27 protein-coding genes and 2 pseudogenes are annotated in these 23,044 nt (G+C 56.3%); 9 read left to right on the top strand and 20 right to left on the bottom strand.

Going from position 1 to position 23,044, the window contains the following annotated elements:
• Window positions 1–632, top strand: a pseudogene (locus HFM78_RS03545) (GntR family transcriptional regulator); the annotation flags it as partial.
• Here HFM78_RS03545 and tpiA read toward each other — a convergent pair.
• The 4 genes from tpiA to HFM78_RS03525 form a co-directional block, all read right to left on the bottom strand.
• Window positions 611–1,339, bottom strand: a complete 729-nt coding sequence (tpiA, locus tag HFM78_RS03540) for a triose-phosphate isomerase (protein ID WP_287128041.1) — start codon at window positions 1,337–1,339, stop codon at window positions 611–613. The pseudogene HFM78_RS03545 and the gene tpiA overlap by 22 nt on opposite strands.
• A 104-nt stretch (window positions 1,340–1,443) precedes the next feature.
• Window positions 1,444–1,995 carry a GNAT family N-acetyltransferase gene (locus tag HFM78_RS03535; protein WP_287128040.1) on the bottom strand — a complete coding sequence of 184 codons (552 nt, stop codon included), beginning with the start codon at window positions 1,993–1,995 and terminating at the stop codon, window positions 1,444–1,446.
• A 4-nt stretch (window positions 1,996–1,999) separates the two neighbouring features.
• Window positions 2,000–2,713, bottom strand: coding sequence for a hypothetical protein (locus HFM78_RS03530; protein ID WP_287128039.1), 714 nt, complete (start codon window positions 2,711–2,713; stop codon window positions 2,000–2,002).
• A 7-nt stretch (window positions 2,714–2,720) separates the two neighbouring features.
• Window positions 2,721–3,002, bottom strand: coding sequence for a hypothetical protein (locus tag HFM78_RS03525; protein WP_287128038.1), 282 nt, complete (start codon window positions 3,000–3,002; stop codon window positions 2,721–2,723).
• A gap of 63 nt (window positions 3,003–3,065) precedes the next feature.
• On the opposite strand from HFM78_RS03525, the gene rnhA reads away from it, so the two are divergent.
• Complete coding sequence (gene rnhA / locus HFM78_RS03520; protein WP_287128037.1) at window positions 3,066–3,545, top strand: ribonuclease HI; 480 nt, start codon at window positions 3,066–3,068, stop codon at window positions 3,543–3,545.
• Window positions 3,542–4,009 (top strand): nucleoside 2-deoxyribosyltransferase, encoded by a 468-nt coding sequence (locus tag HFM78_RS03515; RefSeq protein WP_287128036.1) that lies wholly within the window; start codon window positions 3,542–3,544, stop codon window positions 4,007–4,009. Before rnhA ends, HFM78_RS03515 begins: the two co-directional genes overlap by 4 nt.
• Window positions 4,010–4,017: 8 nt before the next feature.
• Here HFM78_RS03515 and HFM78_RS16100 read toward each other — a convergent pair.
• The 13 genes and pseudogenes from HFM78_RS16100 to HFM78_RS03455 all read right to left on the bottom strand — a co-directional run.
• Window positions 4,018–4,212 (bottom strand): annotated as a pseudogene (locus HFM78_RS16100) (Uma2 family endonuclease); the annotation flags it as partial.
• Between the two features lie 269 nt (window positions 4,213–4,481).
• A complete protein-coding gene (locus tag HFM78_RS03510) occupies window positions 4,482–5,078 on the bottom strand; it encodes a YceI family protein (RefSeq protein WP_287128035.1) in 597 nt (198 codons plus the stop codon).
• Between the two features lie 105 nt (window positions 5,079–5,183).
• Window positions 5,184–7,691, bottom strand: coding sequence for a phycobilisome rod-core linker polypeptide (locus tag HFM78_RS03505; protein WP_287128034.1), 2,508 nt, complete (start codon window positions 7,689–7,691; stop codon window positions 5,184–5,186).
• A gap of 190 nt (window positions 7,692–7,881) precedes the next feature.
• On the bottom strand, window positions 7,882–8,421 hold the full coding sequence (locus tag HFM78_RS03500; protein WP_287128033.1) for a HEAT repeat domain-containing protein: 540 nt from the start codon (window positions 8,419–8,421) through the stop codon (window positions 7,882–7,884).
• A complete protein-coding gene (locus HFM78_RS03495) occupies window positions 8,418–8,990 on the bottom strand; it encodes a phycobiliprotein lyase (protein ID WP_287128032.1) in 573 nt (190 codons plus the stop codon). The genes HFM78_RS03500 and HFM78_RS03495 overlap by 4 nt, the downstream gene beginning before the upstream one ends.
• Before the next feature lie 51 nt (window positions 8,991–9,041).
• Window positions 9,042–9,767 carry a phycobilisome rod-core linker polypeptide gene (locus tag HFM78_RS03490; RefSeq protein WP_287128031.1) on the bottom strand — a complete coding sequence of 242 codons (726 nt, stop codon included), beginning with the start codon at window positions 9,765–9,767 and terminating at the stop codon, window positions 9,042–9,044.
• A gap of 14 nt (window positions 9,768–9,781) precedes the next feature.
• Window positions 9,782–10,510: a phycobilisome rod-core linker polypeptide gene (locus HFM78_RS03485; protein ID WP_287128030.1), complete on the bottom strand. Its 729-nt coding sequence runs from the start codon at window positions 10,508–10,510 to the stop codon at window positions 9,782–9,784.
• 30 nt (window positions 10,511–10,540) lie between these two features.
• Window positions 10,541–11,269, bottom strand: coding sequence for a phycobilisome rod-core linker polypeptide (locus tag HFM78_RS03480; protein ID WP_287128029.1), 729 nt, complete (start codon window positions 11,267–11,269; stop codon window positions 10,541–10,543).
• A gap of 14 nt (window positions 11,270–11,283) precedes the next feature.
• Complete coding sequence (locus HFM78_RS03475) at window positions 11,284–12,762, bottom strand: phycobilisome rod-core linker polypeptide (protein WP_287128028.1); 1,479 nt, start codon at window positions 12,760–12,762, stop codon at window positions 11,284–11,286.
• A gap of 3 nt (window positions 12,763–12,765) precedes the next feature.
• Window positions 12,766–13,551 (bottom strand): HEAT repeat domain-containing protein, encoded by a 786-nt coding sequence (locus tag HFM78_RS03470; protein ID WP_287128027.1) that lies wholly within the window; start codon window positions 13,549–13,551, stop codon window positions 12,766–12,768.
• Window positions 13,548–13,796 (bottom strand): phycobilisome linker polypeptide, encoded by a 249-nt coding sequence (locus HFM78_RS03465; RefSeq protein ID WP_287128026.1) that lies wholly within the window; start codon window positions 13,794–13,796, stop codon window positions 13,548–13,550. The genes HFM78_RS03470 and HFM78_RS03465 overlap by 4 nt, the downstream gene beginning before the upstream one ends.
• 61 nt (window positions 13,797–13,857) lie before the next feature.
• Complete coding sequence (locus HFM78_RS03460; RefSeq protein WP_287128025.1) at window positions 13,858–14,349, bottom strand: phycocyanin subunit alpha; 492 nt, start codon at window positions 14,347–14,349, stop codon at window positions 13,858–13,860.
• Window positions 14,350–14,373: 24 nt separating this feature from the next.
• Window positions 14,374–14,898 (bottom strand): hypothetical protein, encoded by a 525-nt coding sequence (locus tag HFM78_RS03455; protein WP_287128024.1) that lies wholly within the window; start codon window positions 14,896–14,898, stop codon window positions 14,374–14,376.
• A 252-nt stretch (window positions 14,899–15,150) separates the two neighbouring features.
• Here HFM78_RS03455 and HFM78_RS03450 point away from each other — a divergent pair, with 252 nt between their 5' ends.
• The 5 genes from HFM78_RS03450 (at window position 15,151) to HFM78_RS03430 (ending at window position 19,681) form a co-directional block, all read left to right on the top strand.
• Window positions 15,151–15,660, top strand: coding sequence for a HEAT repeat domain-containing protein (locus tag HFM78_RS03450; protein ID WP_287128023.1), 510 nt, complete (start codon window positions 15,151–15,153; stop codon window positions 15,658–15,660).
• Complete coding sequence (locus HFM78_RS03445) at window positions 15,650–16,567, top strand: HEAT repeat domain-containing protein (RefSeq protein ID WP_287128022.1); 918 nt, start codon at window positions 15,650–15,652, stop codon at window positions 16,565–16,567. The genes HFM78_RS03450 and HFM78_RS03445 overlap by 11 nt, the downstream gene beginning before the upstream one ends.
• A 7-nt stretch (window positions 16,568–16,574) precedes the next feature.
• Window positions 16,575–17,180: a chromophore lyase CpcT/CpeT gene (locus HFM78_RS03440; protein ID WP_287128021.1), complete on the top strand. Its 606-nt coding sequence runs from the start codon at window positions 16,575–16,577 to the stop codon at window positions 17,178–17,180.
• 175 nt (window positions 17,181–17,355) lie between these two features.
• Window positions 17,356–18,390 (top strand): selenide, water dikinase SelD, encoded by a 1,035-nt coding sequence (gene selD / locus HFM78_RS03435; protein ID WP_287128042.1) that lies wholly within the window; start codon window positions 17,356–17,358, stop codon window positions 18,388–18,390.
• A 67-nt stretch (window positions 18,391–18,457) separates the two neighbouring features.
• Window positions 18,458–19,681, top strand: a complete 1,224-nt coding sequence (locus tag HFM78_RS03430; protein ID WP_287128020.1) for an MFS transporter — start codon at window positions 18,458–18,460, stop codon at window positions 19,679–19,681.
• Between the two features lie 149 nt (window positions 19,682–19,830).
• Here the strand turns inward: HFM78_RS03430 and HFM78_RS03425 are convergent, their stop codons facing one another.
• Entirely contained in the window at window positions 19,831–21,024 is a 1,194-nt protein-coding gene (locus HFM78_RS03425) for a cell wall metabolism sensor histidine kinase WalK (RefSeq protein ID WP_287128019.1), read from the bottom strand.
• Window positions 21,024–21,710: a winged helix-turn-helix domain-containing protein gene (locus HFM78_RS03420; protein ID WP_287128018.1), complete on the bottom strand. Its 687-nt coding sequence runs from the start codon at window positions 21,708–21,710 to the stop codon at window positions 21,024–21,026. Before HFM78_RS03420 ends, HFM78_RS03425 begins: the two co-directional genes overlap by 1 nt.
• A 138-nt stretch (window positions 21,711–21,848) precedes the next feature.
• On the opposite strand from HFM78_RS03420, the gene HFM78_RS03415 reads away from it, so the two are divergent.
• Window positions 21,849–22,514, top strand: a complete 666-nt coding sequence (locus tag HFM78_RS03415; RefSeq protein WP_287128017.1) for a ferritin-like domain-containing protein — start codon at window positions 21,849–21,851, stop codon at window positions 22,512–22,514.
• On the opposite strand, the gene HFM78_RS03410 is transcribed toward HFM78_RS03415, so the two are convergent.
• Window positions 22,511–22,930 carry a M48 family metallopeptidase gene (locus tag HFM78_RS03410; RefSeq protein WP_287128016.1) on the bottom strand — a complete coding sequence of 140 codons (420 nt, stop codon included), beginning with the start codon at window positions 22,928–22,930 and terminating at the stop codon, window positions 22,511–22,513. The genes HFM78_RS03415 and HFM78_RS03410 overlap by 4 nt on opposite strands.
• Between the last annotated feature and the right edge of the window lie 114 nt (window positions 22,931–23,044).

Raw genomic sequence — 23,044 nt, 5'->3', positions numbered from 1 at the left:
TCCGCCAAGTGCGTGAAGTGGTCGAGGTCGAGCTTGACCGTCGGCTCCGCGATAATGCCCGTATCCTCGTCACCAGTGCCGATTCTGGTTCCCTCGCCATGATCGTCCAAGAGCTCGAAGATGCCCTGTGCGTCCCGGTCCAAGGCGTTCACCTCTGGGAGTTGACCCAACATCTTGCCACGACTCAGGCCGGACTCATCGTCACCCAACGCTATGACCTGAGTAAAGTCCGCCAGACCCTCAATGGTTTTAGGGGGGAGGTGATCCCCTTGGACATCTATAGCTATCAACGGGAAATCGAACTCGTTGAACAGTTATCGGCTGGTAGCACCCTCGGGCTGGTCAGCCTCAGCCCTGGCATCCTCAGAATTGCTGAGATTATTGTCCAGAGCATCCGTGGTCAAAATCTGCTGGTCCTAACCGCCCAACTTGAGGATACTTACGCTCTGATGGGCATCCTCCGCACCGCCGACTTGGTGATTGTGGATGAAACTAGCTATCGACAGCTAGAGCAACAGGTGAAGAATGCCCGTCTCGACCGTCTCCGCCCCCTACGCTTACACCGAGTCGCTAACTATATTACAAAAGACTCTATCGCCGCCCTACGTCGTCATCTGCACACTGAACCGTAATTCACAATCCGCGCAAAACTGGTTGCCTCCAGGCTCGCCCCACCGACGAGAACGCCATCAATCTCTGGTTGGGCCATAATCTCGTCAATATTCTCCGGTTTGACGGAGCCGCCGTACTGGATCGGGACATCAGAGTGGGTGAGTCGGCTGCGAATCAACCCAATAACCCGGTTGGCCTCCAGGGTAGCGCAGGTGTCGCCGGTGCCGATAGCCCAGATCGGTTCGTAGGCGATAATCAGTTTTTGCTGGTCCACCCCGACCAAGTCCTGTTCGAGTTGGCTAAAAATCACGGCTTCAGTGGCTTGGGCATCGCGCTGGGCCTTGGTCTCACCCACGCATAGGATTGGCGTCAAGCCATGGTGTTGAGCGGCTTTGAGCCGAAGATTCACCGTGGCATCGGTCTCCCCGAAATACTGCCTGCGTTCACTGTGCCCAATGATCACGTGGCTTACGTCTACTTCCCGGAGCATCGGTCCCGAGACCTCCCCAGTGAAGGCCCCAAAATCTGCCCAATGGATATTTTGGGCGGCTAGATGCACCGTGGCGGGTAGACGTACCGCCAAGCCCCCCAGACTGGTAAAAGGTACTCCCAGGATCACTTGATGGGCGGTCTCTGCAATCAAGGGCAAGAACTGCTCCAGGAAGGCCAATGCCTCCGCCTGGGTCTTATACATCTTCCAATTACCAGCCAAAATGATCGGACGCAAGGGGCACTCAGCACACGGAATAGATATAGATTACCGTCTATCGGGGACGGGGTTCAACGAGCAGGACAGGAACCATCTACCATGAATACACACAAAATCTAGCCTTACATAATTACTTTGACCATCAAGAGTTTGCTACTGGGGCGCGGGTTGAAGAGGGGCCAATTTTTCTCAACGCGCTCCAGACGGTAGCCCGAACGTTGGTATAGCTGGACCGCAGCGATGTTATCCGCCATGACATGTAGGTAAAGCCGGGGGTGACACAGGCTCCGGGCAATCGCTTCGACTTCCTGGAGCAGACTTGAGGCTACCCCCTGCCTACGCCAAGCTGGGGTGACCGCCAAATTAGAGATATAGAGCGGGTCCTGGGGACTGGCGACTTGGGGGAGCCACCACCATTCGTGGGGGAGCGGACGGTGGGCGACCTCGACGGTCCCGGCGAGGAAACCACTCATGGTTGCCACGAGACAACGATAACTAGCGGGGGGACGGGTAAGCCGACTCTCTAGGTCCTGGGCCAAGCCCGAGCGCACCCAGCCCTGGGTCCACTGCCACCAAGCGTCTGAAGGCTGGAAGCTATCGGTCAAGAGACGGGCGAGGGCGTGGACATCGGCGGGAGTGGCAGACCGGACGGTGGTGAGAGGAGTCGTCTGCATCGGTTTAACTCTTGGGACCGAGATTGGCGACGAGGGCGTAGGACTGCATTCCCTGGAGGACGGCGAGTTCAGCAAAGACTTCCCCGAGCCGATGGTGGGCTTCATCTTCCAGACTGCCCTCCAGTTGCATCAATAGCTCCAGAACTAAGCGGTTTTGTTGTTCAAGCTCCGCCGACTCAATCACGCCGTCGGCGATTGCCGTCTGCCAAGAGGCCATCCGCTCAAAAAACCGGGTTGAATAAACCTCGCCTGTGTCGGGGTTGAACCAGTCAGTCGGTAGAGGGGTCGTCGCTTTGGGCACCCCGAAACCTAACATCGGGACCACACGTTCAACGGCAGTGGGTAAGCCCTGTTCGATAGTTGCCCAGACTTCTTTGTCCAGTTGCGATTGCTGCCAAGTTCCCCAAGCTGCTGTCAGCGCGAGCGGCAAAAAGAACAGTACACCCAAACTCGCCACGAGAATCTTATCCACCCAGGCTCCCGCCCCCACCCGTACCGCAATCTGGTCGGGTCCCAGGGTCTTGACCTCCACCGTAAGGGCTGCCGCTACCCCCAACACCGAACGCCAGAGGTCATTCTGGTAGCCCTGGACCATGAAGCAGTCTGGCGCAGTACGTAAATACTGGGTCTCGAAACCATGCCCCGTGAACCAAGCCGCCAACAACTCAGCTAGCCCGTCCGGTTGAATGCCAGGAGATTGGTAGATGCGAGTTTGCATGGGTGTCCTATAGTTCGCGGCGGAGGGTACTGGTCAAGGCGGTCGTCTGCATAGCCTGGAGGACCGCCATCTCATAGAGGATCAAGGTCAGTTGGGCGCGTTGGTCTTCACTGAGCAGGTCTTGGACTGATTTTAATAAATAGATAACCCGGTTGGCTTGCTCTCGGATTTCCTCGCTGGTGATCTGCCCATCAGCGATGGCCTGTTGCCAGGAACTCATGCGCTGAAAATAGGCCACCAGTTGTAGTTGACCGGCAGTCTCATCAAACCAGGGCTTACGGCTCGGCATCAGGTGGTCCAGGTATCGCACTCAATTGTAAGGGAGCTTGCCTATCCAGTACCATGTACAGTCATGGAACCCTTAATCCGCATCTATACCGATGGAGCCTGTATCGGCAATCCCGGCCCCGGGGGCTACGCCGCCATCATTGATGACCCTGTGACCGGCGAGCGAGAACTCACCGGGGGCTACGCCCACACCACCAACAATCGCATGGAAATGTTGGCGGTCATTCGTGGGTTAGTAGACTTACCGGGTGCCAGGAAGGTCATGGTTTACTCAGATTCTCAGTACGTCATCAACGGCATTACCAAGGGTTGGGCCAAGAAATGGAAGGCCAATAACTGGATCAAGGCCGACAAAAAGCCCGCCCTCAACCCCGATCTCTGGCAACAACTCTTGGATCTTTGCCAGCAACACCAAGTCACCTTCGAGTGGGTACGCGGTCACAGTGGGCATCCCCAGAATGAACGCTGTGACCGGTTGGCGGTAGTAGCTTCGCGGCGAGCGGGTCTGCCCCCAGATCCCCAACTCGCTCGGGTGGGACGGTGAGTTGGCTCTATCTCGCGGGACCCTTGTTTACCCAGGCCGAAATCGTCTTTAACGAAACTCTGGCGACCCAACTGCGGGCGGAGGGCTACCGGGTTTACCTGCCGCAACAGGAATGCGCCGGGACCACGGACCCCAAACGCCTCTTCGATCTGTGTTTGCGGGGGCTCAAGGGGGCCAATTTGGTACTGGTAATCCTGGATGGGCCAGATGCGGATTCGGGGAGTTGTTTTGAGATGGGCTATGCCTACGCTCGCCAGATTCCCCTAGTCGGGTTGCGGACGGATTTTCGGGGGACAGGGGAGGATCTGGGTCTTAATTTGATGCTGACTCAAGCTTGTGACCATTTACTTTTGACCAGCTTGGCGGACCTCACATCTACGCCCCGCGTAACCTACCTCAAGCCGGGAGCGGATTTCCTGCCACGCCTACGCACGGTCTTCAGCCAGTTCACTACCCCAGACTAGCCCTAGCCCTAAGACAAACCCCGGTAATACCTGCTCGCCGGACAACTGCGACGGCACACTGTAGAAGAATCAAAGGTGATCCCCAATTGAGTACGCTGGTTCCAAAGCCAAAGCTGGGCGGTTAAACCCGCATTGAGTGCTCCAGTCTCGCCGCCCGTCGGGGACATACTAATCAGGTCTCCCTGGGCAGTACGTTCAAAGCGCGGGTCTCGGTTTGCCTAACAACGGACTTTCCCGCTGCCTCTGAGCAATTTTCCGCCCAGCTCATTGACCCATTGGTCAAAGACATACGCCATATAGGTCCCGGATTTTTGATTTCTCCTTATTGCTTGCTTGCGGCTCATCGCTTAGGGTTAGAGGCTAGGCGGCTGAGGCAGAGCCAACTATAAACTCGGTGTCATCCCTTGAGGATAGAGATACAAAATTGGTGGAAGAGTTGACTGATATTAGACAATTTAGCGCGGGTTTACCGTTAATTCCCAAGTGGTAGTGGGGGGCTGTTCTTGGGAGGGAGGGCGACGGCTTCAAAAGTTAGACCTACGGTATTCTCGACGGTGACAAGCAAAAGACTAGGGGGCGTGAGGTTGAAATCGGTCATTTTAATCGTCCCGGTGGCCTTGATTCGCAGTTCCCGGCTGGTGTAGACCGCTTCACCGTCGAAAGTGACAGGGCGCGTGATATCCCGGATCGTTAAATCCCCGCGAATTTTACCCTGTTGGCGGCTGCCCCACTGTTTCCAGGCCGAGAATTTGGGGAAGCCCTCTAGGGTTTGGAGGGTGAAGGTGGCGGTCGGGAATTTGTCGGTCTGGAGTTCCCCACGCATCCGCGCATCCCGTGCCCCATTCTTGGAATCAATCCCAGCTAATTGCACGGTCACAATGCCAGCTAAGAGTAAGCCCGTCCGGTCATCAAAGCGGATACTCCCTTGCATCTGGTCCGTTGTCCCCGTCCAAGCACTGAGAAAATCGCGGCTTTGGTAACTGGCGGTACCCCGTTCGATGGTCAAGGTCCGAGGAGCAGCCTGAACCGGAACCGTCATCACTAAGCCCAGCAGGACAAGACTTCGCATACCGTAGCTCCTAGTGATGCTTCATTCTGGCACTGGGAAGGGGAGCCGACAGCAGGTTTGCGGGGTGCCATAGCTAACGCCACAGCACCCCGGCGGCTCATTCGATTAACGGCGGGCGGTTGCCGGGAGGGAACGGGTCATGTCGGGGATTTGGATATCCCAGATGCGGACCCGTTGGGGACTGGAGGCCGGCGGGACGACCTGGGAGGCCATAGCGAGGAAGGCATCACTGTCACCGGCTTTTTTATCCTTGGCAATCAAGGAACCGTTGCTCATACCCATACCATTGCCGAAGAACGAAGTCGAACGGCGTTTGGTCGGGGCTCCGTTGGATTCGACGGCATCGTAGTTACTGACGGTCAGACCGGGGGCCTTGGCTTGGATATAGGAACTGGTGGTGGGGTTGCCAATCAGGTCCAGAGCCGTGAGTAAGCCAGCGTCAGTGATCCCCACGGAGTCAAAACCGCGACGGCTCGTGCCCTCGTGCATCTTCCGGGCGTAGGGCAAAGTGTTCTCACCAAAGATCGTTAGGTACTCATCGGAATTGACCAAGCTATCAATCAGCGCGGCGAACCCTTGGCGGCTCGCGATGCTGGAATAGTCGAAGAGTTCACGGCGGCTCACGGGCGCACGGCCCAGGAGATGCTTGAAGCTCAGTTCGACGAAGCGATTGTTGGAGCAACCCTGGTAGAAGGTCACGAAACAATACTCCGACTTCGCCAAGGCCCGTACAAATTCGCGGAGCGTCAGGTCCCCGTTCATCAGCTTGGACTCTAGGGGACGGTTACGGAAGGTTTCCAGGAGTAAATCGGTCCCAAAAACCTGACGGTAGCTGGCCTTCAGGAGAGCTTCACCATCTAGGGCGGGACTATTGGCGGTATTCATCGCCTTTTGTCGGATGGAGAAGGCCCGGAGGGGCGTGAGGGCTTCCGTGCCACTCATCCAACTGGTACTGGCGGGGGTGGTCAATAACCGGAGTTGTTGGGCCATGCTCGCTGTCTCCGGGGCCGCTGCTCGCGCCGTGGGATAGGAGGGGATGGAACGCTCAAATTTGCGGTAATCCGAGACTGTGAGACCGGGGGCCTTGGCCTGGACATAGGAACTGGTGGTGGGGTTACCCATCAGGTCCAAGGCGGTGAGTAACCCAGCATCGGTAATGCCCACCCGGTCAAAGCCTTGGCTCGCCACACCCTCGTGCATCTTGCGGGCATAGGGTAGGGTTGTGTCCCCGAAGGTGGTTTGGTATTCCTCGGAGTCAATCAGCGCGTCAATTAAGGCGGCGAATCCCTGGCGGCTGGCGATGCTGGAGTAATTGAAAAGTTCACGCTGGCTCACGGGCGCACGACCCAAGAGGTGCTTGAAACTCAGTTCAACAAAACGATTATTAGAGCAGCCCTGGTAAAAGGTCACGAAGTAGTACTCCGACTTCGCCAAGGCCCGCACGAACTCGCGCATAAACAGGTCGCCATTGAATAATTTAGACTCCAGGACCCGGTTACGGAAGGTCTCCAGGAGTAAATCCGTCCCATAAACTTGACGGTAGCAAGCCCGCAACAAAGCTTCCCCACTCAGGGCCGGACTACTCGCGCTATCCACCGACCGCTGCCGAATCGAGAAGGAACGCAAGGGCGTAATTGCTTCGGTGCCACGAGTCCAATCCCGGTTGGCGGGCTGGGTCAAAGCTTGCAGTTCGTCAGCAGTGGCAGCAGACCAAGAGCCACCGGGAGGGAGGAGTTGTTCGCGTAGCTGCTCCGCATTGGAGACGGTACCGCGCGACCGCGCACTCGGCACATCCAGGGCCATCGCTTTGTAACGGTCCAGGTAGCTGTCGGTGGCGGGTTTTACTGGAGCTTCAGTTACGGTTTCATGGGTAGATTCAGTGATAAGCGGAGCCGGACCTTGGTTGAAGCTGTAATCACACAGGGTAAAAGTCGGGGCTTTGACTTGGATATAGGAACTGGTGGTGGGGTTGCCAATCAGGTCCAAGGCGGTAAGTAGTCCTGGATCGGTGATGCCCACCCGGTCAAAACCCTGACCCTCGGGTCCCTCATGCATCTTGCGCCAGTAGGGGAGCGTGTCTTCACCAAAAGTCTGCTGGTACTCGGGGGAATCTACCAGCGCGTCAACCAAGGCGGCGAACCCCCGGCGACTGGCAATGCTCGAATAGTCAAAAATCTCGCGTTGGGAAAAAGCCGCACGGCCCAACAAGTGCTTGAAGCTCAACTCGACAAAACGGTTATTAGAGCAACCCTGATAAAAGGTCACGAAATAGTACTCGGACTTGGCTAGAGACCGCACGAATTCCCGGATTGAAAGCTCGCTATTCAAAAGCTTGGACTCTAGAACCGGAACCCGGAAGGTGTCCAGGAGCAACTTAGTCCCAAAGACCTGCTCGTAGGCCGCCCGGATCAGTTCTTGACCCTTGAGGGCCGGGGCACCGGGCATCCCGATGGTGCGCTGGCGAATCGAAAAAGGACGCAGGGGCTTGAGGATTTCGGTCCCCTCCGCCCACCTGCGGTCGGCTGGGGTGGTGTAGTAACTCAGTTTGGGAATTGGCTCTCCCTCTGGAAACAAAACCCGTATTCCCTGCACAATCGGCATGCTTTGAGCCATTTGCACGAACTTCTGGAGAAAGAGGTCCGGCTTTCTTGGGCTGGTACTGATCATGAGGGACGCTCACTGAAGGGTGGATAAATGTGAATTTTGTCTCATAATAACTTAGTATTCTGTGAATAGCTGATCTTAACTTTACTAAGTTTGTTACATAAGCTGGGTAAAAATATTTAACCCAACCGTAAGTAGCCTAAGCTACAGGTTCTTTTTGCATTGTAAGGACTTCTTGAGCTTTCATCTGTACCAAACGGTCAGCATCCTGAACCAAAATTTGGAGGATAACTCGACTTTCGGGACCCGGAAAGTTAATCAGAGCCATTGCCACACAGTAACGTAATCCCCAATCTGGTGACTGGGCAGCTTGGGCCATAGCAGGTAGAGCGCGGGGGTCTGCTAAATAGCCCAAACCTTTACAGGCACTCCGACGAACCGAGGGCGCGAAATCACGGGCTAGAGCGTTGTGGAGCGTATCGAAGGCTCTGGAGTCGTGCAACTGAGCTAGACAACAAATGATGTGATGCCGTGCCCCATAGTCGAAATCATCCAACAGCCGAATTAAAGGTTCGAGGGACTTTTCGCCGACTCGAATTACGGCGGCGACAGCGGCATCACAAACCTCGGGGTTGTAGTACCCAAACATCTGGATTAACGCCTCAATATTTGCCGGGGTTGGTTGACTGGCTAACTGCTGGATCTCACCGAGCAATCGCTGTTGCTCATCCTGGCTCATGTCTCACCAGCCTGTAAGTTAATCTCCGCTGCCAAGCGGTTAACTTCTTCTGGTGAAAGGCGACGGATTTCTGAACAGAAGGTCATCGTTGTCACGCCGCCCCGGACTCGGACCAAGCTCACCCGCGCCCGACAGTTGGGGGTGACAAACCAGACTTTTTCCTCTGCTTCCGTACCTTGGTAGGGCGTGACTACGGTTAAGACGCCCTCAGGGTTAATTTGGTAGCGGCCTACGGCGGGGACTTCCTGGGCATAGCCTTTATCGCGTAGAATCTGGCCCTGCTGGGGGTCCTCGGGGTCGGGAATCGCCACGAGGGTAGTTTCGCCCGCGTGCTTCTTCTCGTCAAATTCCACCGTCCCGCCCCAGGTGAAATAGGCTCCCCCCAAAGCATCCGACGCATCAAACTCGTGCATCGCACAGACCTGGGCCACCTGAGCATCTGTCGGACCCAGGGCCTGGATATTTACTTCAGACTCACCCGCCTCAGACATCTTGAAGGCGAGGTGGTGGGTGGTGCGTTGGACTGACCAAGTACCAGTGCTTTTCTCAAAAAAATCAAGGACATTCATGGGGTACGCCAAGGAAATGGGCTAGAGGCCCGTGTGGGCCTCCAACGCATCTTACACAACGGGAAATAACGCCTTACTAGAACTGGCTCCCGGAATATCAGACCCAGCAAAACCAGGGAACGACTTCAAGGAACGGGTGAAATTTGCCGTCACCTGGCCCGTCTGGGTGAGAAAGCCCCGGTTGTAGGGGACAATATTCGGCCCAAAGGCTTGCTGGTATTCCAACCCATCCAGGTAGCTATCAATCTCGGCCTCGTATCCAGCATTGGCATAGATCTGCACGTGCTCGGAGACTTCGGCCTGGGTATAGGGAGCGCGGCCTAGGAGGTGTTTGAAGTTGAGTTCCACAAAGCGGTTCTGGGACATGGGCCAGAAGAAGCGCGACTTGTAGAGGTCAGACTTCGCCACGGCGCGGACGAAATCCCGCACACAGATTGAGCCATTCCGCAACATGGACTCAGAACTGGTCAACCGCTCAGCGTCCATGATGTAGGCGTTGCCCACCACCTGACGATAGGCGGCCCGGATCACCCCTTGCAACTCGTCCTCGTTGGCGAAGGGCTGGAGTTCCACCATCATCGGTGTGACCACCGCGCTGTAGTTGGGCGTGCGGTCCACATCTAGTTTCTCAATGGACGTGATCCGCCCATTGCCGCGCTTCAGGACCTTTAAGAGAGCTTGCAGACCCGAATAGTCAATGGTGTAGCTCTCACAACTCTTCTTGACATTTTGAGAACCAATCAGGCCCTCGACCGTAACGTTAAACCGATCCACCATCTCATCCTCCAGAGTTAAAGAGCAGGCAATAGCGCACTACGGGTGCTAGCGGACGGGATATCCGACCCCGCAAAACCAGGGTAAAGCTTCAAGCCACGGGTGAAGTTCGCGTTGACCTGCCCGCGCTGCGTCAAGAAGTTACGGTTGTAGGGAGCTACGTTCGCACCAAAGTATTCTTGATACTCGGCACCGTCGAGGTAACTATCAATCTCAGCGTCATAACCCGCCGCTGCATAAAGTTGGATGTGCATGGAAATTTCAGCTTGGTCAAAGGGCGCACGACCCAATAGATGCTGGAAATTCAACTCCACAAACCGGGTCTGGGAAACCGGAGTAAAGAAGCGCGACTTGTAAAGATCCGACTTAGCGATGGTCCGCACGAAATCGGACACGGTAAAGTCGCCGTTACGCAATTGGGACTCGGCGTAGTTGAGCCGCTCTGCGTCCATGATGTAGGCGTTCCCCAAGACCTGACGGTACACCGCCCGGAGCACGCCTTGTAACTCGTCTTCGGTGGCATCGGGCCAGAGTTCCACGGGGGAACTGGTCACGAGGGGCGCGACACGGGGGTTGCGCTCGGTCTCCAGTTTGTTGATTGAAGTAACGCGACCGCCGTTACTTTTAACTTTCTTTAAGAGAGCTTGCAGGCCCTCATAGTCCACATTGTAAGTCGTGCAACTCTGACGGACTTTGGGACGAACGAGACCTTGGACTTCAACGGTATAACGCTCACGATCTGCCATGGGAACCTCCTAATTTGCATCCAATCAAACTTAAATCACGGGGAATTGAGCAGCGGTCACCAAACGGTCACTTCCGGCAACACCCAGGTAAAGCTGGCTGCTGTGGGGGTAGTTGATGTTGGATTGACCGGGTTGGGTGATGAAGCCGCGCAGGTACGGGACCGTATCATCCCCAAAGGCATTGTTGTAATCCTCGCTGTCCAGGTAGCTGTCAATATCTGTGTCATAGCCACTGTTGTTGTAGCGGCAGACGTGTTCAGACATTTCCGCTTGGTCGTAGATGGCGCGACCGAGGAGGTGCTTGACGTTCAATTCCACAAACCGCACCTGGGACATCGGGTAGAAGAACCGCTTTTTGTAAGCGTCGGACTTCGCCACCAAACGGACAAATTCACGAACGGTAATCTCGTCATTCTTGAGCCGGGATTCAGCGACGAGGGCGCGGTCCACATGGGAGTAGTAGGCGTTCCCAAACAACTGACGGTAGACCGTATTGATGACCAATTCTTTTTCGTCCGGAGTGGCATCTGAGTTCCACTTGACCGGGGCGGTCTCTAGCACAGCGCTGTTATTGGGCTTGGCAACGACGTTGAGCTTCTCGATTTTGGCAATCTTGGCCCCGCTACGAGCGATGGTTTGCAGTTTGTTCTGCAACTCTTCGTAGCTGACGGTGATGGTCTGCTGGGCGCGTAGGGAGGAATTCCCAACGGAGGTACGGGAGCGGATGACCCGTTCAGTGGTGATAGCGTAGCGTTGCATGGGTGCCTCCTAGGTTAAGCGCGGGTGAATCGGTAGTCGCACAGGGTCAAGTCGGGGTCCTTGGCCTGGACATAGGAACTGGTGGTGGGGTTGCCAATCATGTCCAAGGCGGTGAGCAAGCCGGGATCGGTAATGCCGATACTGTCGAAACCTTGGACGTTCGGCCCCTCGTGCATCTTGCGTAGGTAAGGTAGCGTGTCCTCACCAAAGGTCTGCTGGTATTCCGGTGAATCCACGAGCGCGTCAATCAAGGCCCCGAACCCCCGACGACTGGCAATGCTCGAATAGTCGAAGATTTCCCGTTTGCTGTAGGGCGCACGACCCAACAGATGTTTGAAGCTCAGTTCGACGAAACGGTTATTGGAGCAACCCTGGTAAAAGGTCACGAAATAATACTCAGACTTGGCTAAGACCCGCACGAATTCGCGGATTGAAAGCTCACTATTGAGGAGCTTGGATTCCAGGACCGGGACGCGGAAAGTATCCAGGAGCAATTTAGTTCCGAACACCTGTTCATAGGCCGCCCGAATCAGTTCTTGACCCTTGAGGGCAGGGGCTCCCGGCATCCCGGTGGTGCGTTGGCGAATCGAGAAGGGCCGTAAAGGACGCAGGGCCTCGGTCCCCTTGGACCACTGGAAATAGACCCGCGAGTTCAGCACATCCTTAGCAAGGTCCATGTAGGCACCCAGGACCGAAGCCGTCGTCGGGGTGGGTTGCTCGGGCTTGAATAAGGGTTGCAGGACTTGCATGGGCCGGGGCTGGTCCTGGAACAACGCCTGGACATAGGAACTGGTGGTGGGATTGCCAATCGTCTTCAAGGAACCCAACAACCCCAAGTCCGTGATTCCCACCCGGTCAAACCCCTGACCCTCGGGTCCCTCGTGCATCTTGCGGGCGTAGGGGAGGGTATCTTCACCAAAAGTGGTCTGGTATTCCTGAGAATCAACAAAAGCATCAATCGTCGCTTCAAATCCCCGACGACTGGCAATGCTGGAATAGTCAAAGGTTTCGCGCTGGGTGTAGGGGGGACGGCCCAACAGATGCTTGAAGCTCAGTTCGACAAAGCGATTATTAGAGCAGCTTAGATAAAAGGTTTGCAGGTAATACTCGGATTTCGCCAGGGTCCGCACGAACTCGCGGATCGAAAGCTCACCATTGAGGAGTTTGGATTCTAGGACCGGGACCCGGAAAGTGTCCAGGAGTAACTTAGTCCCGAACACCTGCTCATAGGCCGCCCGGATCAGTTCTTGACCCTTGAGGGCGGGGGCACCGGGCATCCCGACGGCGCGTTGGCGAATCGAGAAGGGGCGCAGGGGATTGAGGCGGGGGTTGGTCCACTCGGTCGAGGAGGAGGGCCGGGTAAGGAGGCCGTATTGTTCCGCTGTGTTAACCCGGTCTAGGCTCTGGCGCAACCGCTGGGCCTCGACGAATGTACTGGCTAGGTCCAGGTACTTCTTCAGAAATGGGTCGGTTTTGGCGGTAAGTGGGGCCATGGTTTACAAAAGCTCCTCGATGGTTTGACGCAACAGCAACGTATCCGCAGTATCCGCTTGGCGGTCAAAAATCTGTTTCAAGGCGAAAAGCCGTAGATTAGCAGGCAACAGACAACGGGCAATCGCCGGGACCACACTCAGGTCCCCGACTTCACCCAAGTCCAGTAGGGCACACCGCCTTAGATGTAGATTATGGCTGGCGAGGTTCTCCAGCAGGATATTGAGAGCCGCTGTTTCCTGAGTGAACTGAAAAACTACCCTGGCGGCGGCACAACGGACCCGTGCGGAGGGATGGTGTAAAAAACCACGGATGGGCAGCAAGGCCTCCCGACAGTCCAGAACCCCCAAGGTCTCAATCACGTACTCAAAAGGTTCTTCCGGGCGGTCCAGAAATTCCCGCAGGACTCTAATCATGTCCGCCCGTAACTCAGGCTGGCTCACACGGGGAGCTATCTTCCCCAAGGCCCAAATCGCCTCCGAGCGTACCCAATAATCCGAAGAGTCCAATACCCTCAACAGGGCGGAGACCGCTTGTTGATAAGCAGTCTCATCCCAACCCGGTTCCGCCAAAAGCTTACCCAGGGCTTCACAGGCCCGACGGCGCAACGGGTAGCCGCCTAGAGCGGTACAGGCTGAATCGGTCAGGGCATCAAGTAAAAGGGGCAGGGCTTCTTTGACCTGATATTTCCCGGAATGCCAAACCGCATAGTAGCGGTCTTGATCATCCCCGGACATCAAATCCAAAACCTGGGCGGTGTCTAGCCCCCCAGTCAAAACCGGGGGTTTCATGCTTCGGGGCTAGCGGTCGCAGTCACCGGGGCAATCTTGGTAATCACACCGCCCTGCTGTTTAATGCGCTGCATCTCAGCAGTCATGCGGTCGTAGGAAACGCACACTTTGTAGCTGCTCTTGCGAATCCGGGCCCGACTGCCGAGGTTCTGGGTCTGTTCTAGGGCAACGGCATGAATCTCATAGAGTTGACCGTTTTCAGCACCCTCTGCCTGCCCGTAGGTAGGCAAGTTGGTCCATTGCATATTCGCCTCCCAAAAGGTCAAAAGACCCCCCAATCCTGGCGGACTGGGGGGTGAACAAGTCTTAGCTCATCGCGTTGACGAGGTAATCCATGTAAAGGGCAGCTTCGGTCTTCGCTTGGGGAGAGAGAGAAGAGGACTTCACTTTCTCTTTGATGGAAGACAGACAGTCAATGTAGGCACTCGCGGGCAGGCTGAAGGCGCGGTTGATTTCGCGCAGGCCGCTGATCGCGTAGTCATCCAAGGGGCCGGTATCGCCGCACACTAGGCAGTAGCTCACGAAACGCAGATAGTAATCCACGTCACGGGCGCACTTGGCTTGGTTGGTGGCACCGTTGAACAGACCGCCGGGTTGGGTCAGGTAGGGCATTTTGCTCGCCATGCCAGTGACGGCTTCTTTGGTCAGGCTCTCGTGGTTAGAAGTGATGAAGGAAGCCGCTTCCAGACCAGCACTGGCCCGTTGTAGACGACCTTGCACCGCTTGCAGGTCCCCACCGCTGAGGAAACGCGCTTGGGAATCAGCCCCAGCAATGACACCAGTAATTACAGTTTTCATCAGGCTCTCCAAACTTTTGGGTGATTAGGAAACAGCAGCAGCCACTTTGTCGAAGTAGGTGCCCAACTCGCTGGCCAAGGAGGCGCACTTGTCAGGAGTTTGGATAACCGCAGGGTCCTTGGTTACGAACGCAATCGCGGCGGCTTTCATGATCCGTACGCCACGAGCGGTCGAGGAGGTAGGTACGCCCAAGGCCACATAAGTTTCTTTCAGACCATTGATACAGCGGTCTTCGAGGACGCTGGCATCACCCGCCAACATCGCGTAGGTGACGTAACGGAGGATGATTTCCATGTCGCGGATGCAAGCAGCCATGCGACGGTTGGTGTAAGCATTTCCACCGGGACGGATCAAGTCAGGCTGTTCGCAGAAGATCCCAGCAGCGGCGTCAGTGACGATGCAGCTAGCGTTGGCGGTAATGGTGTTTACGGCATCAAGACGGCGGTTGCCATCTTTGACGTACTGAGCGAGGGCACCCATGTCCCCGGAGGAGAGGTAGGAACCTTTAACGTCAGCGTTGGAGACTACTCTCGTAAATGCGTCGTTCATTGTCAAAAAATCCTCGTTGAGCGAGTCCTCTGAATTCTAGGACATGATTTATGAGGGGGATCGTTAATAAATATTACTCCTGTAGATAGAGGACTCTGTGGACTTAGCCATCATGTCACTGTCAGCTTTCACTGCTAAATGTCAGTGCAAAAATCCGGCAACAGTGCCATCTTGGGCTTTCCTAAGTTTCTTGAATCCCAGTCTGGGAGCTTAGGGTTGCAGTAAACTAAACCTAATATCCGGGTAAGTCCCATGTCCTCCTTGGAACAATTGTTGCCCCTCCTGGACCACCCTGACGTTGAGACCCGGCGGAGTACAGCTCAGGCGATTGGGGATTTAGGGCCAGGGGGTATCTCAGCTTTAGTGGAACGCTTGACTTTTCCCAGTGCCACCCTCAGGACGACTAGTGCGAAAGCTTTGGCGGCAATTGGTCGCCGCTATCCCGGCTCCTTGGCAGCCCCTGAGGTTTTGACGGCCTTGGCTCAGGTTTTAGGCGATGAGGACCCGGTGGCCCGAATCTCAGCGGTGGGTGCGTTAGGAACCGTGGGACGAGGAGCGGTACCCTACTTACTACAAGCTTTGGCGGGGGATGATCAGGTTTTACGCCTGACCGTGGCTTCGGCCCTAGGGACAATTGGCGGTCAAGAGGTGATCCCGGCCTTGTTAGAACTCCAAAAGGATGCCGATCCTAGTGTGGCGGGGATTGCGCGGGGAGCCTTAGCAATGGTTAAGGGCGGCGGGGCCTATCACCATGTGGCTTGAACAACTCCAGGACGCGGATGTCTCTAAACGGTGTACGGCGGCCCGGAAACTCGGGGACCTAGGTGATATCACCGCTCTACCCCAGATGATTGAAGCTTGCGCCGATCCCCACGGCTACGTGCGTTTGGCCTTGGTTGAATCCATGGCCCAGCTCGGCCCTGCGGCGGTAGACCCACTACTCAGTGCCTTGGCCCATCATCCCGAACCGATGGTCCGCCGCTCGGTAGCGAAAAGTCTAGCGATTCTAGCGGCGGGTACTTCGATTGCACCTTTGATCCACACCTTGAAGTTTGATCCCGACTTGGTGACCCGTAATGCAGCGGCGGGTGCCCTCTGCCGAATTGGCGTCCAGGCGGTAGACCCCTTGATCCAGCTTTTGACCGATCCCGATGAATATGTCAGTGGCGCGGCGATCTGGGCCTTGGGTTCGATTGGTCCAGCCGCGCTATTAACTTTGTTGACCTATATAAAGGATGGCAACCCCCAGGTCCGTAGCGGGGTAGTCCAAGCTCTCGGCAGTATGGGGACTGATGAGGTAGTCCCCGCTCTACAGACGGCTCTCCAGGACGCGGATGCCGGGGTCCGTGCCAGTGCGGCCCGCTCCGTCGGCAATGGTCGCTACAAAGTCTGTATTCCTCAACTCGAAATGCTCCTCACGGACCCCGACCGTCAAGTGCGCCGGGATGCGGCGATTGCCTTGGGTGAGGTGGAAGCTGACCACGCGCTACCCACCCTCCTCTCAGCCCTGAGTGACCCTGATGTGGAGTTACGGAAGGCGGTGGTGATGGCCCTCAAACGCTTACCTAGTCCCCAGACTACCCAGGCTCTTAAGGACTTGGCGACCGTAGACCCTGAGGAGAGTGTCCGCACCTTGGCGCGGATGACCCTGCAATTCATCAACTCCTAGGTACACCATGCCCGATATCACCGCCCACGACCTCCGTACGATGGTCCAATGGATGGCTGGTTATTTCACTAACCGCGCCCAAGCCTTTGCACAGCCCCGGGACTTTGCCCAGATTCGACTCTGGCAACGGCCCTTGCCCTGGGAATTCTTTGGGGGTCTTGGTCTTTATGTAGAACAGGCCAATGAACTCGCCCCGACTGAGCCCTACCGCCGGGTGGTCCTCCAGTTCAAACCGGAACGTGAGTGTATCTACGTGGCCCACTACGCCCTGTTGGATAACGGGTATTTCAAGGGGGCGGCGGGGAACCCAGAGCGATTGACCGAATTGAAGCTTGAACAACTCAAGCCCACCACTGGCTGCAATATGGTGTTTGAGCGGATCGAAGATTGTTTTTGGGGCGAAGTGGAGCCGGGGAAGCACTGCCGTTTTGAAAAATCTGGGCGCAACACCTACTTGAGCAGTCTGAGTGAGGTCCGCGCTGGGACTTTCCGCAGTCTGGACCGGGGCTTGGATTTAGAGACCGATGAGCAGGTCTGGGGTTCCTTTGCGGGTCCCTTTAATTTCAGCAAAGTCGAGGATTACGCGGCCCAGGTGCCCGAACTGAGGGACTGAGGGCCACTTGCTACACTGCAAGCAAGACAAGAAACGCTGTGACCCTCAAAGCACTGGACCTCCTCCAGAAACGCTATCAGTTAGTGGACTGTCTAGGGAGTAACGGTCTCAAACAGAATTGGCTGGCCTAGGAGGTCCGGCACTGGCTGAGGACGAGGCCATGAAAATGAGTGAGGTGAGCATGGTTCGACTGACGGAGTATTCCCACGGTGGGGGGTGTGGTTGTAAGATTGCCCCGGCGCAATTACAAGAGATCCTGCGTGGACTGCCGCTCCCTCTAGACCCACAGCTATTAGTGGGTACCGAGACCAAAGACGATGCCGCCGTGTATCGGCTCAATGACCAACAGGCCCTAGTTTTGACCACAGATTTCTTCATGCCGATTGTGGATGACCCCGTGGACTTTGGGCAGATTGCCGCAACCAACGCGCTCTCCGATGTCTATGCCATGGGGGGTACGCCGATTTTGGCCTTGGCGGTGTTGGGGATGCCCATTAATGTCCTACCCATGACGGCGATCCAGGGCATCATGCAAGGTGGACAACAGGTCTGTCAGAGGGCGGGGATTCCATTGGCGGGGGGACATTCAATTGATGCCCCAGAACCGATCTTTGGTCTTGTCGTTGCCGGGTTAGTCCATCCCGATCAACTGCGGCGCAACAGCACGGCCCGAGCGGGAGACCAACTTATCTTGACTAAACCCTTGGGGATCGGGGTGATGACTACGGCTCTCAAGAAAAATCAACTCACGGCCCCAGCCTACGCTGAAGTCTTGAGCGTGATGACGCTCCTGAATCGTCCTGGGATTGAACTGGCAGCCCTCGCGGGGGTCCATGCCATGACTGATGTGACGGGGTTTGGGCTGTTGGGGCATCTGTTGGCGATGGCGCAGGGCGCGAGGATGACAGCAACCTTGGAGCGTGCAGCCGTCCCGATGCTGGAGACTGCTCGGGAACTGGCGCAAGCAGGCATCTTCCCTGGGGCTGCCCGTCGTAACTGGGAGGGCTATAGTCCACAAATTCACGCTGTAAATGTACCCGAGTGGGAGCGGTTCCTCTTGGCGGACCCCCAGACGAGTGGCGGGCTTTTGCTGGCAGTGGAGCCGGAAACGGTCCCCGCAGTTCTGGAATTACTCCACCGGACGGGCTTTCCTTGGGCCAGCGTGATTGGGCGATGTGAGCGGGGGGAGCCAGGGATTCGTGTGACCTAGGTCTAGGCGCGGGGGACCGGGCAGACCTCGTATAATTCAACAAGTAACCCTCCTTGATTCGGCTTTCATGGAACAACCGCTCACGACCGTGGGGTTTGGCGACTTATTACGCAACCGGAATTTCTTGCTCCTGTGGGCGGGTCAGGTTTTTTCACAGTTAGCCGATAAGATTTTTTATGTATTGGTGATTGCGCTGGTCAGTCGTTATTTCGGCCAGGGCGGGAACCTCAACTCCCTCATCTCCTCAGTCTCCATTGCCCTCTCGGTCCCAGCGATTCTCTTTGGTTCCTTGGCGGGGGTCTTCGTGGACCGGACCTCGAAACGGTGGATGTTGGTCGGGACCAATGTGGGGCGGGGACTCTTGGTCTTAGCCCTATCGGTGTTGCCCCAGGACTTTATGGTGTTGCTGGTATTGACGTTTTTAGTCTCGACCTTGACGCAGTTCTTTGCCCCGGCGGAGACTGCTACGATCCCTCTCATCCTGGACCGCTCCTATCTTTTGGCGGCGAATTCTTTGTTTACCACGACAATGATGGGTTCAGTCATCTTGGGTTTTGCCGTGGGAGAGCCACTTTTGGCCCTCGTCGGGGTAGATCATGGGGATTGGTTGGTGGGCGGAGCTTACTTAGTAGCAGCTTTATGTTTGATAATGATGCGGACGGGCGAACAGCAGGAAGCCAAACTCCCGTCAGCCACCAGTGTATTGACCGACCTCAAGGAAGGATTGGCCTACGTCTGGGCAGTGCGGCCTGTATTTGCAGCCTTAGTACAGTTAATTGTTCTGTTCTCAATTTTCGCGGCTCTCTCGGTTCTGGCCGTGAGTCTGGGTCAGAGTGTGGGACTCAAGGGCGAACAATTCGGATTTCTTTTGGCGATGGCGGGGGTCGGGATGGCGGTGGGAGCATGGGCGGTTGGTCGGTTTGGACATGGTTTCAGCCGCGCCCAACTCGCCTTCGTGGGAACCCTGGGGATGGCCTCGACTCTCGCGGCCCTGGGTTTGGTCAGCAACCTTTGGTTAGCCCTGAGCTTATGTACCCTGTTAGGTTTGGCAGCGGCGTTGGTTGGCGTACCCATGCAGACGGTAATCCAGGAGGAGACCCCCCCAGAACTGCGCGGCAAAGTATTTGGTCTCCAGAATAATTTGGTCAATATCGCTCTGAGTGTGCCCCTCGGAGTTGCAGGGGTTGCCGCCGATGCCTTCGGGCTGCGCCCGGTCATCCTTACTACTGCTTTTGTCGTCCTCTTAAGCGCGTTCGTGTTGCAAGCTTCTAACCGGATTGTCAAAACTTGACTAGTTATCTTGCCACAGCCGCCCCTACCCCGTACCCTGACGGGCACAGGCGAGCCGGGTAGGGAAGCAAGAATTAAGAACATTCTTCTGTTTTTTGCCTTGGTCCCCCACTTGCCTGTGCCTGTCAGGTATGGGGTGGAGGGGCCTGCTTAAGGTCCCAGTACGGGCAGTTGGACCCGCAGTTGTGCTCCGCCTGCTGGGTGATTAGCCGCTAGCACCTGACCGCCGTGGGCCTGGACAATCTCACGCACCAAGGCTAGCCCCAACCCCGTGCCCCCCGTCTGCCGCGAACGAGCCGGGTCCGCTCGATAAAATCGTTGAAAAACCCGCTCTAGGTCCTGTACCGGAAACCCTGGTCCCTGGTCGCGCACTTCAATCTCTAAGTAACTCGGGAACTGTTGCACGGTCAACTCCAGCACCCCCTCGGCAGGACTGAACTTAATCGCGTTGTCCAAGAGGTTAAGGAAAACCCGGCGCAGGTAGGCTTGGTCGGCTTCTAGGGGTAAATGGTCCGGGCCTTGGTAGGCTAAACCAACACCCTTGACTTGAGCAATCGGTTCCATTACGGCCCAACTATCTTCCAGCAAAAGGATGAGGTCCAAGGGTTCAGTCTGGAGAGCCAACGTCCGGTCGAGGGCGAATTGATTTAGACAAAGTAAGTCCTCCACCAGTTGCGCCAGCCGCATGACTTCTTTGAGTAGACGGGCTAACCACTGGCTGTGGCGGGGTTCGACGCGAGTAACTAGGGTTTCGAGGACCAAGCGGATTGAGGTGAGGGGGGTCTTCAGTTCGTGGGCCACATCCACGGTCCACTGGTCGCGCTGGGTGGCGAGGTTCAAGGCTTCTTGCCGGTCTTCGAGGAAGAGCGCGACCGCCCCGGTCTGGAGCGGGACACTGGTTGCCCGGAGGGGCGCGGGTTGACTGCCGGGAGTGGGGTAGAGACTACAATCCTGGGCCTGGGTCCGCCCGGTGCGGCGGGTGGTTTCCACGAGGGCATCCAGTTCCCAGGAGCGGGCTACTTCCAGAAGTAGCGGCTGGGTACTTTCTTTACGGTGTAATAGCAGCCAAGCCGTCGGGTTGCCGTAGAGGACCCGGTTATCAGGACCCACACAGAGGTAGCCGAGGGGCAGGGCCGCCAGTAGACGTTGATTATCCTGAAGCTGCTGGGTCAAGGTCTGGAGGTCTTGCCCCTGACGACTTAGGTAAACTCGCAACTGCCCGAGGGTCGTAAACCCCTCAATCCGCTCGCCCACCACGAGGACTTGGAGACGGTTCTGCCACCAAAGATACGTCCCCACCGCCCCGAGGACCAGCCCCACTAGACCGACTAAAAGATAAAACATCAACCAAAACGATAGCCAAAACCCCGCACCGTCACCAGATATTCCGGTTGACTGGGGTTATGTTCCAACTTTTCACGCAACCAACGCACGTGTACATCCACCGTCTTGCTGTCGCCCATGAAATCCGGTCCCCAGACTCGCTCTAGAAGTTGGTCCCGTGACCAGACCCGGCGCGGGTTACGCATAAAGAGTTCGAGCAGGCGGAACTCCTTGGGCGAGAGGTCAACTAGGACGCCACGTACACTGACGCGGCACTCATCCGGGTCCAGAATAATGTCGCGGCAGCGCAGGTTGGGGATGGGCTCCAGGGTAAATTGCCGTTGTCGCCTCAGCAGAGCGCGGCAGCGGGCAATCAACTCACGCATCCCAAAAGGTTTCGCCAAATAGTCATCCGCCCCGGCCTCCAGACCCGTCACGCGGTCTTGCTCCGCACTCTTAGCGGTGAGCATCAAAATCGGTACAGTATTTCCTTCTTTACGTAACAAACGGCACATATCCAGGCCGTTCAAGTGGGGCAACATGAGGTCAAGGACAATTAGGTCTAAATTCTCGGCTTCGCGGATCGTCGAGAGGGCCTTGCGTCCACTGTCGGACATGAGGACTTGGTAGCCTTCATCTTCCAAGTTTAAAACCACAGTTTCCCGAATTAATTCCTCATCCTCGACCACCAGGATTGTCTGGGTCATGGTTTTGTTCCGTCCTGCGCTCTCAGGCTATCACGAGGACAACCTTTCTTAATCTGTTCATAATCTAACGAAAGTCTAAACCCCTTCCCAGGCGGGCTAAGCACGATAAAATAAAGTTATGAAAACAATTGTGACGATATGAGTCCTGCCCACGGTCGCGCCGTCACCTCGCTAGAGCAGGCGCAAGAACTTGTCAACGGTTTCCTGGCCCAGCAGGCTTTCGCTCAGATCGCCGGTTCCCCCCAGCTCAAGGCGGAGTATCTGGCGCGGTTGCATTGGTTAGAGAGTTTCGCCGTGGGGATGCTCAAGCACCGGGTCGCCGGGATGCCCACCCGTGAACTCCAACTCAAGGTGGCGCGTCACGCCGCCGATGAATTCAAACACGCCAAGTGGATCGCAGAACGCCTCGAACAGTTGGGTTATCAGCCCCGCGCCGAGGTGGAAGACCCCTACACGGCTGGGGTTTTCGATGATTATGAGCAGTTGCCTTGGCAGCAGTTTTTTATCCAACTCTATGTGGCAGAGACCAGGGGTGCCCAGGACATGCGGACGCTGCGGAATTATCTCGGTGATGACACCCTCACCCGTGACCTGCTTGACCGGCTCTTGGCGGACGAAGAGAACCACGTAAACTACCTGGGAACCGCTCTCAAAGTAGAATTCGATCAAGACCCAGACTTGCTGCGCCAATATTACAAAACCGTCTGGCGCGAGAAGCTTGCCTACGTGGGCGCGATGGCCCGGATTGTCGGACTCTACGTCAGCGGCAACCGCGATGCCATCCCAGCGACGATGGCATTTTAAGGGAATAATTCAGCTTGGAGCGTCTGGGCTGTCGTCCAGTCCGGGCGGCGGGTCTGGGCCGTGGCGAAATTATCAAGGACTGCCGGTCGCTGATCAGGAAACTGTTGCAGCAACTGTCGCGCCTGTTGCCGGTGGTAGGTCACGCCCTGCTGTTTGCTATCAGTCAGGCCCAAGATGAGGTTGATGTGGGCTTGGGCACTATCACGATCCAGGAATACGGCTTTACGGGCACTCTTGACCGCTGCCTCGGGCTGGTCCGCCAACAGTTGTAACCAACTCAGACAAACCCACACTGACTGTTCCTCCGGCTCCTGTTGGCTCAGTTCGGTGAATAGAGGAATCAGGGCTGCCACAGGCTCCCCAGCTTGGTAGCGGTTGAACCCTTCATCAAAACGCTGGACAGATTTGGCATTCACAACAACATCCGATGACTGATATCAGCTTAGGTTCTTTAGCCGGGGCTAATGCATCTAAGTTAACCATTCTCAGAGATACAGTCTAAAGTCTACGACAGCACTGTCTACACCTGT

Origin of the sequence: Candidatus Cyanaurora vandensis (genome assembly GCF_013285555.1) — a bacterium.
Lineage (GTDB): Bacteria > Cyanobacteriota > Cyanobacteriia > Gloeobacterales > Anthocerotibacteraceae > Cyanaurora > Cyanaurora vandensis.
Note: the sequence above shows the minus strand (reverse complement) of the source record. Positions and strands in the feature narration are given on the sequence as shown.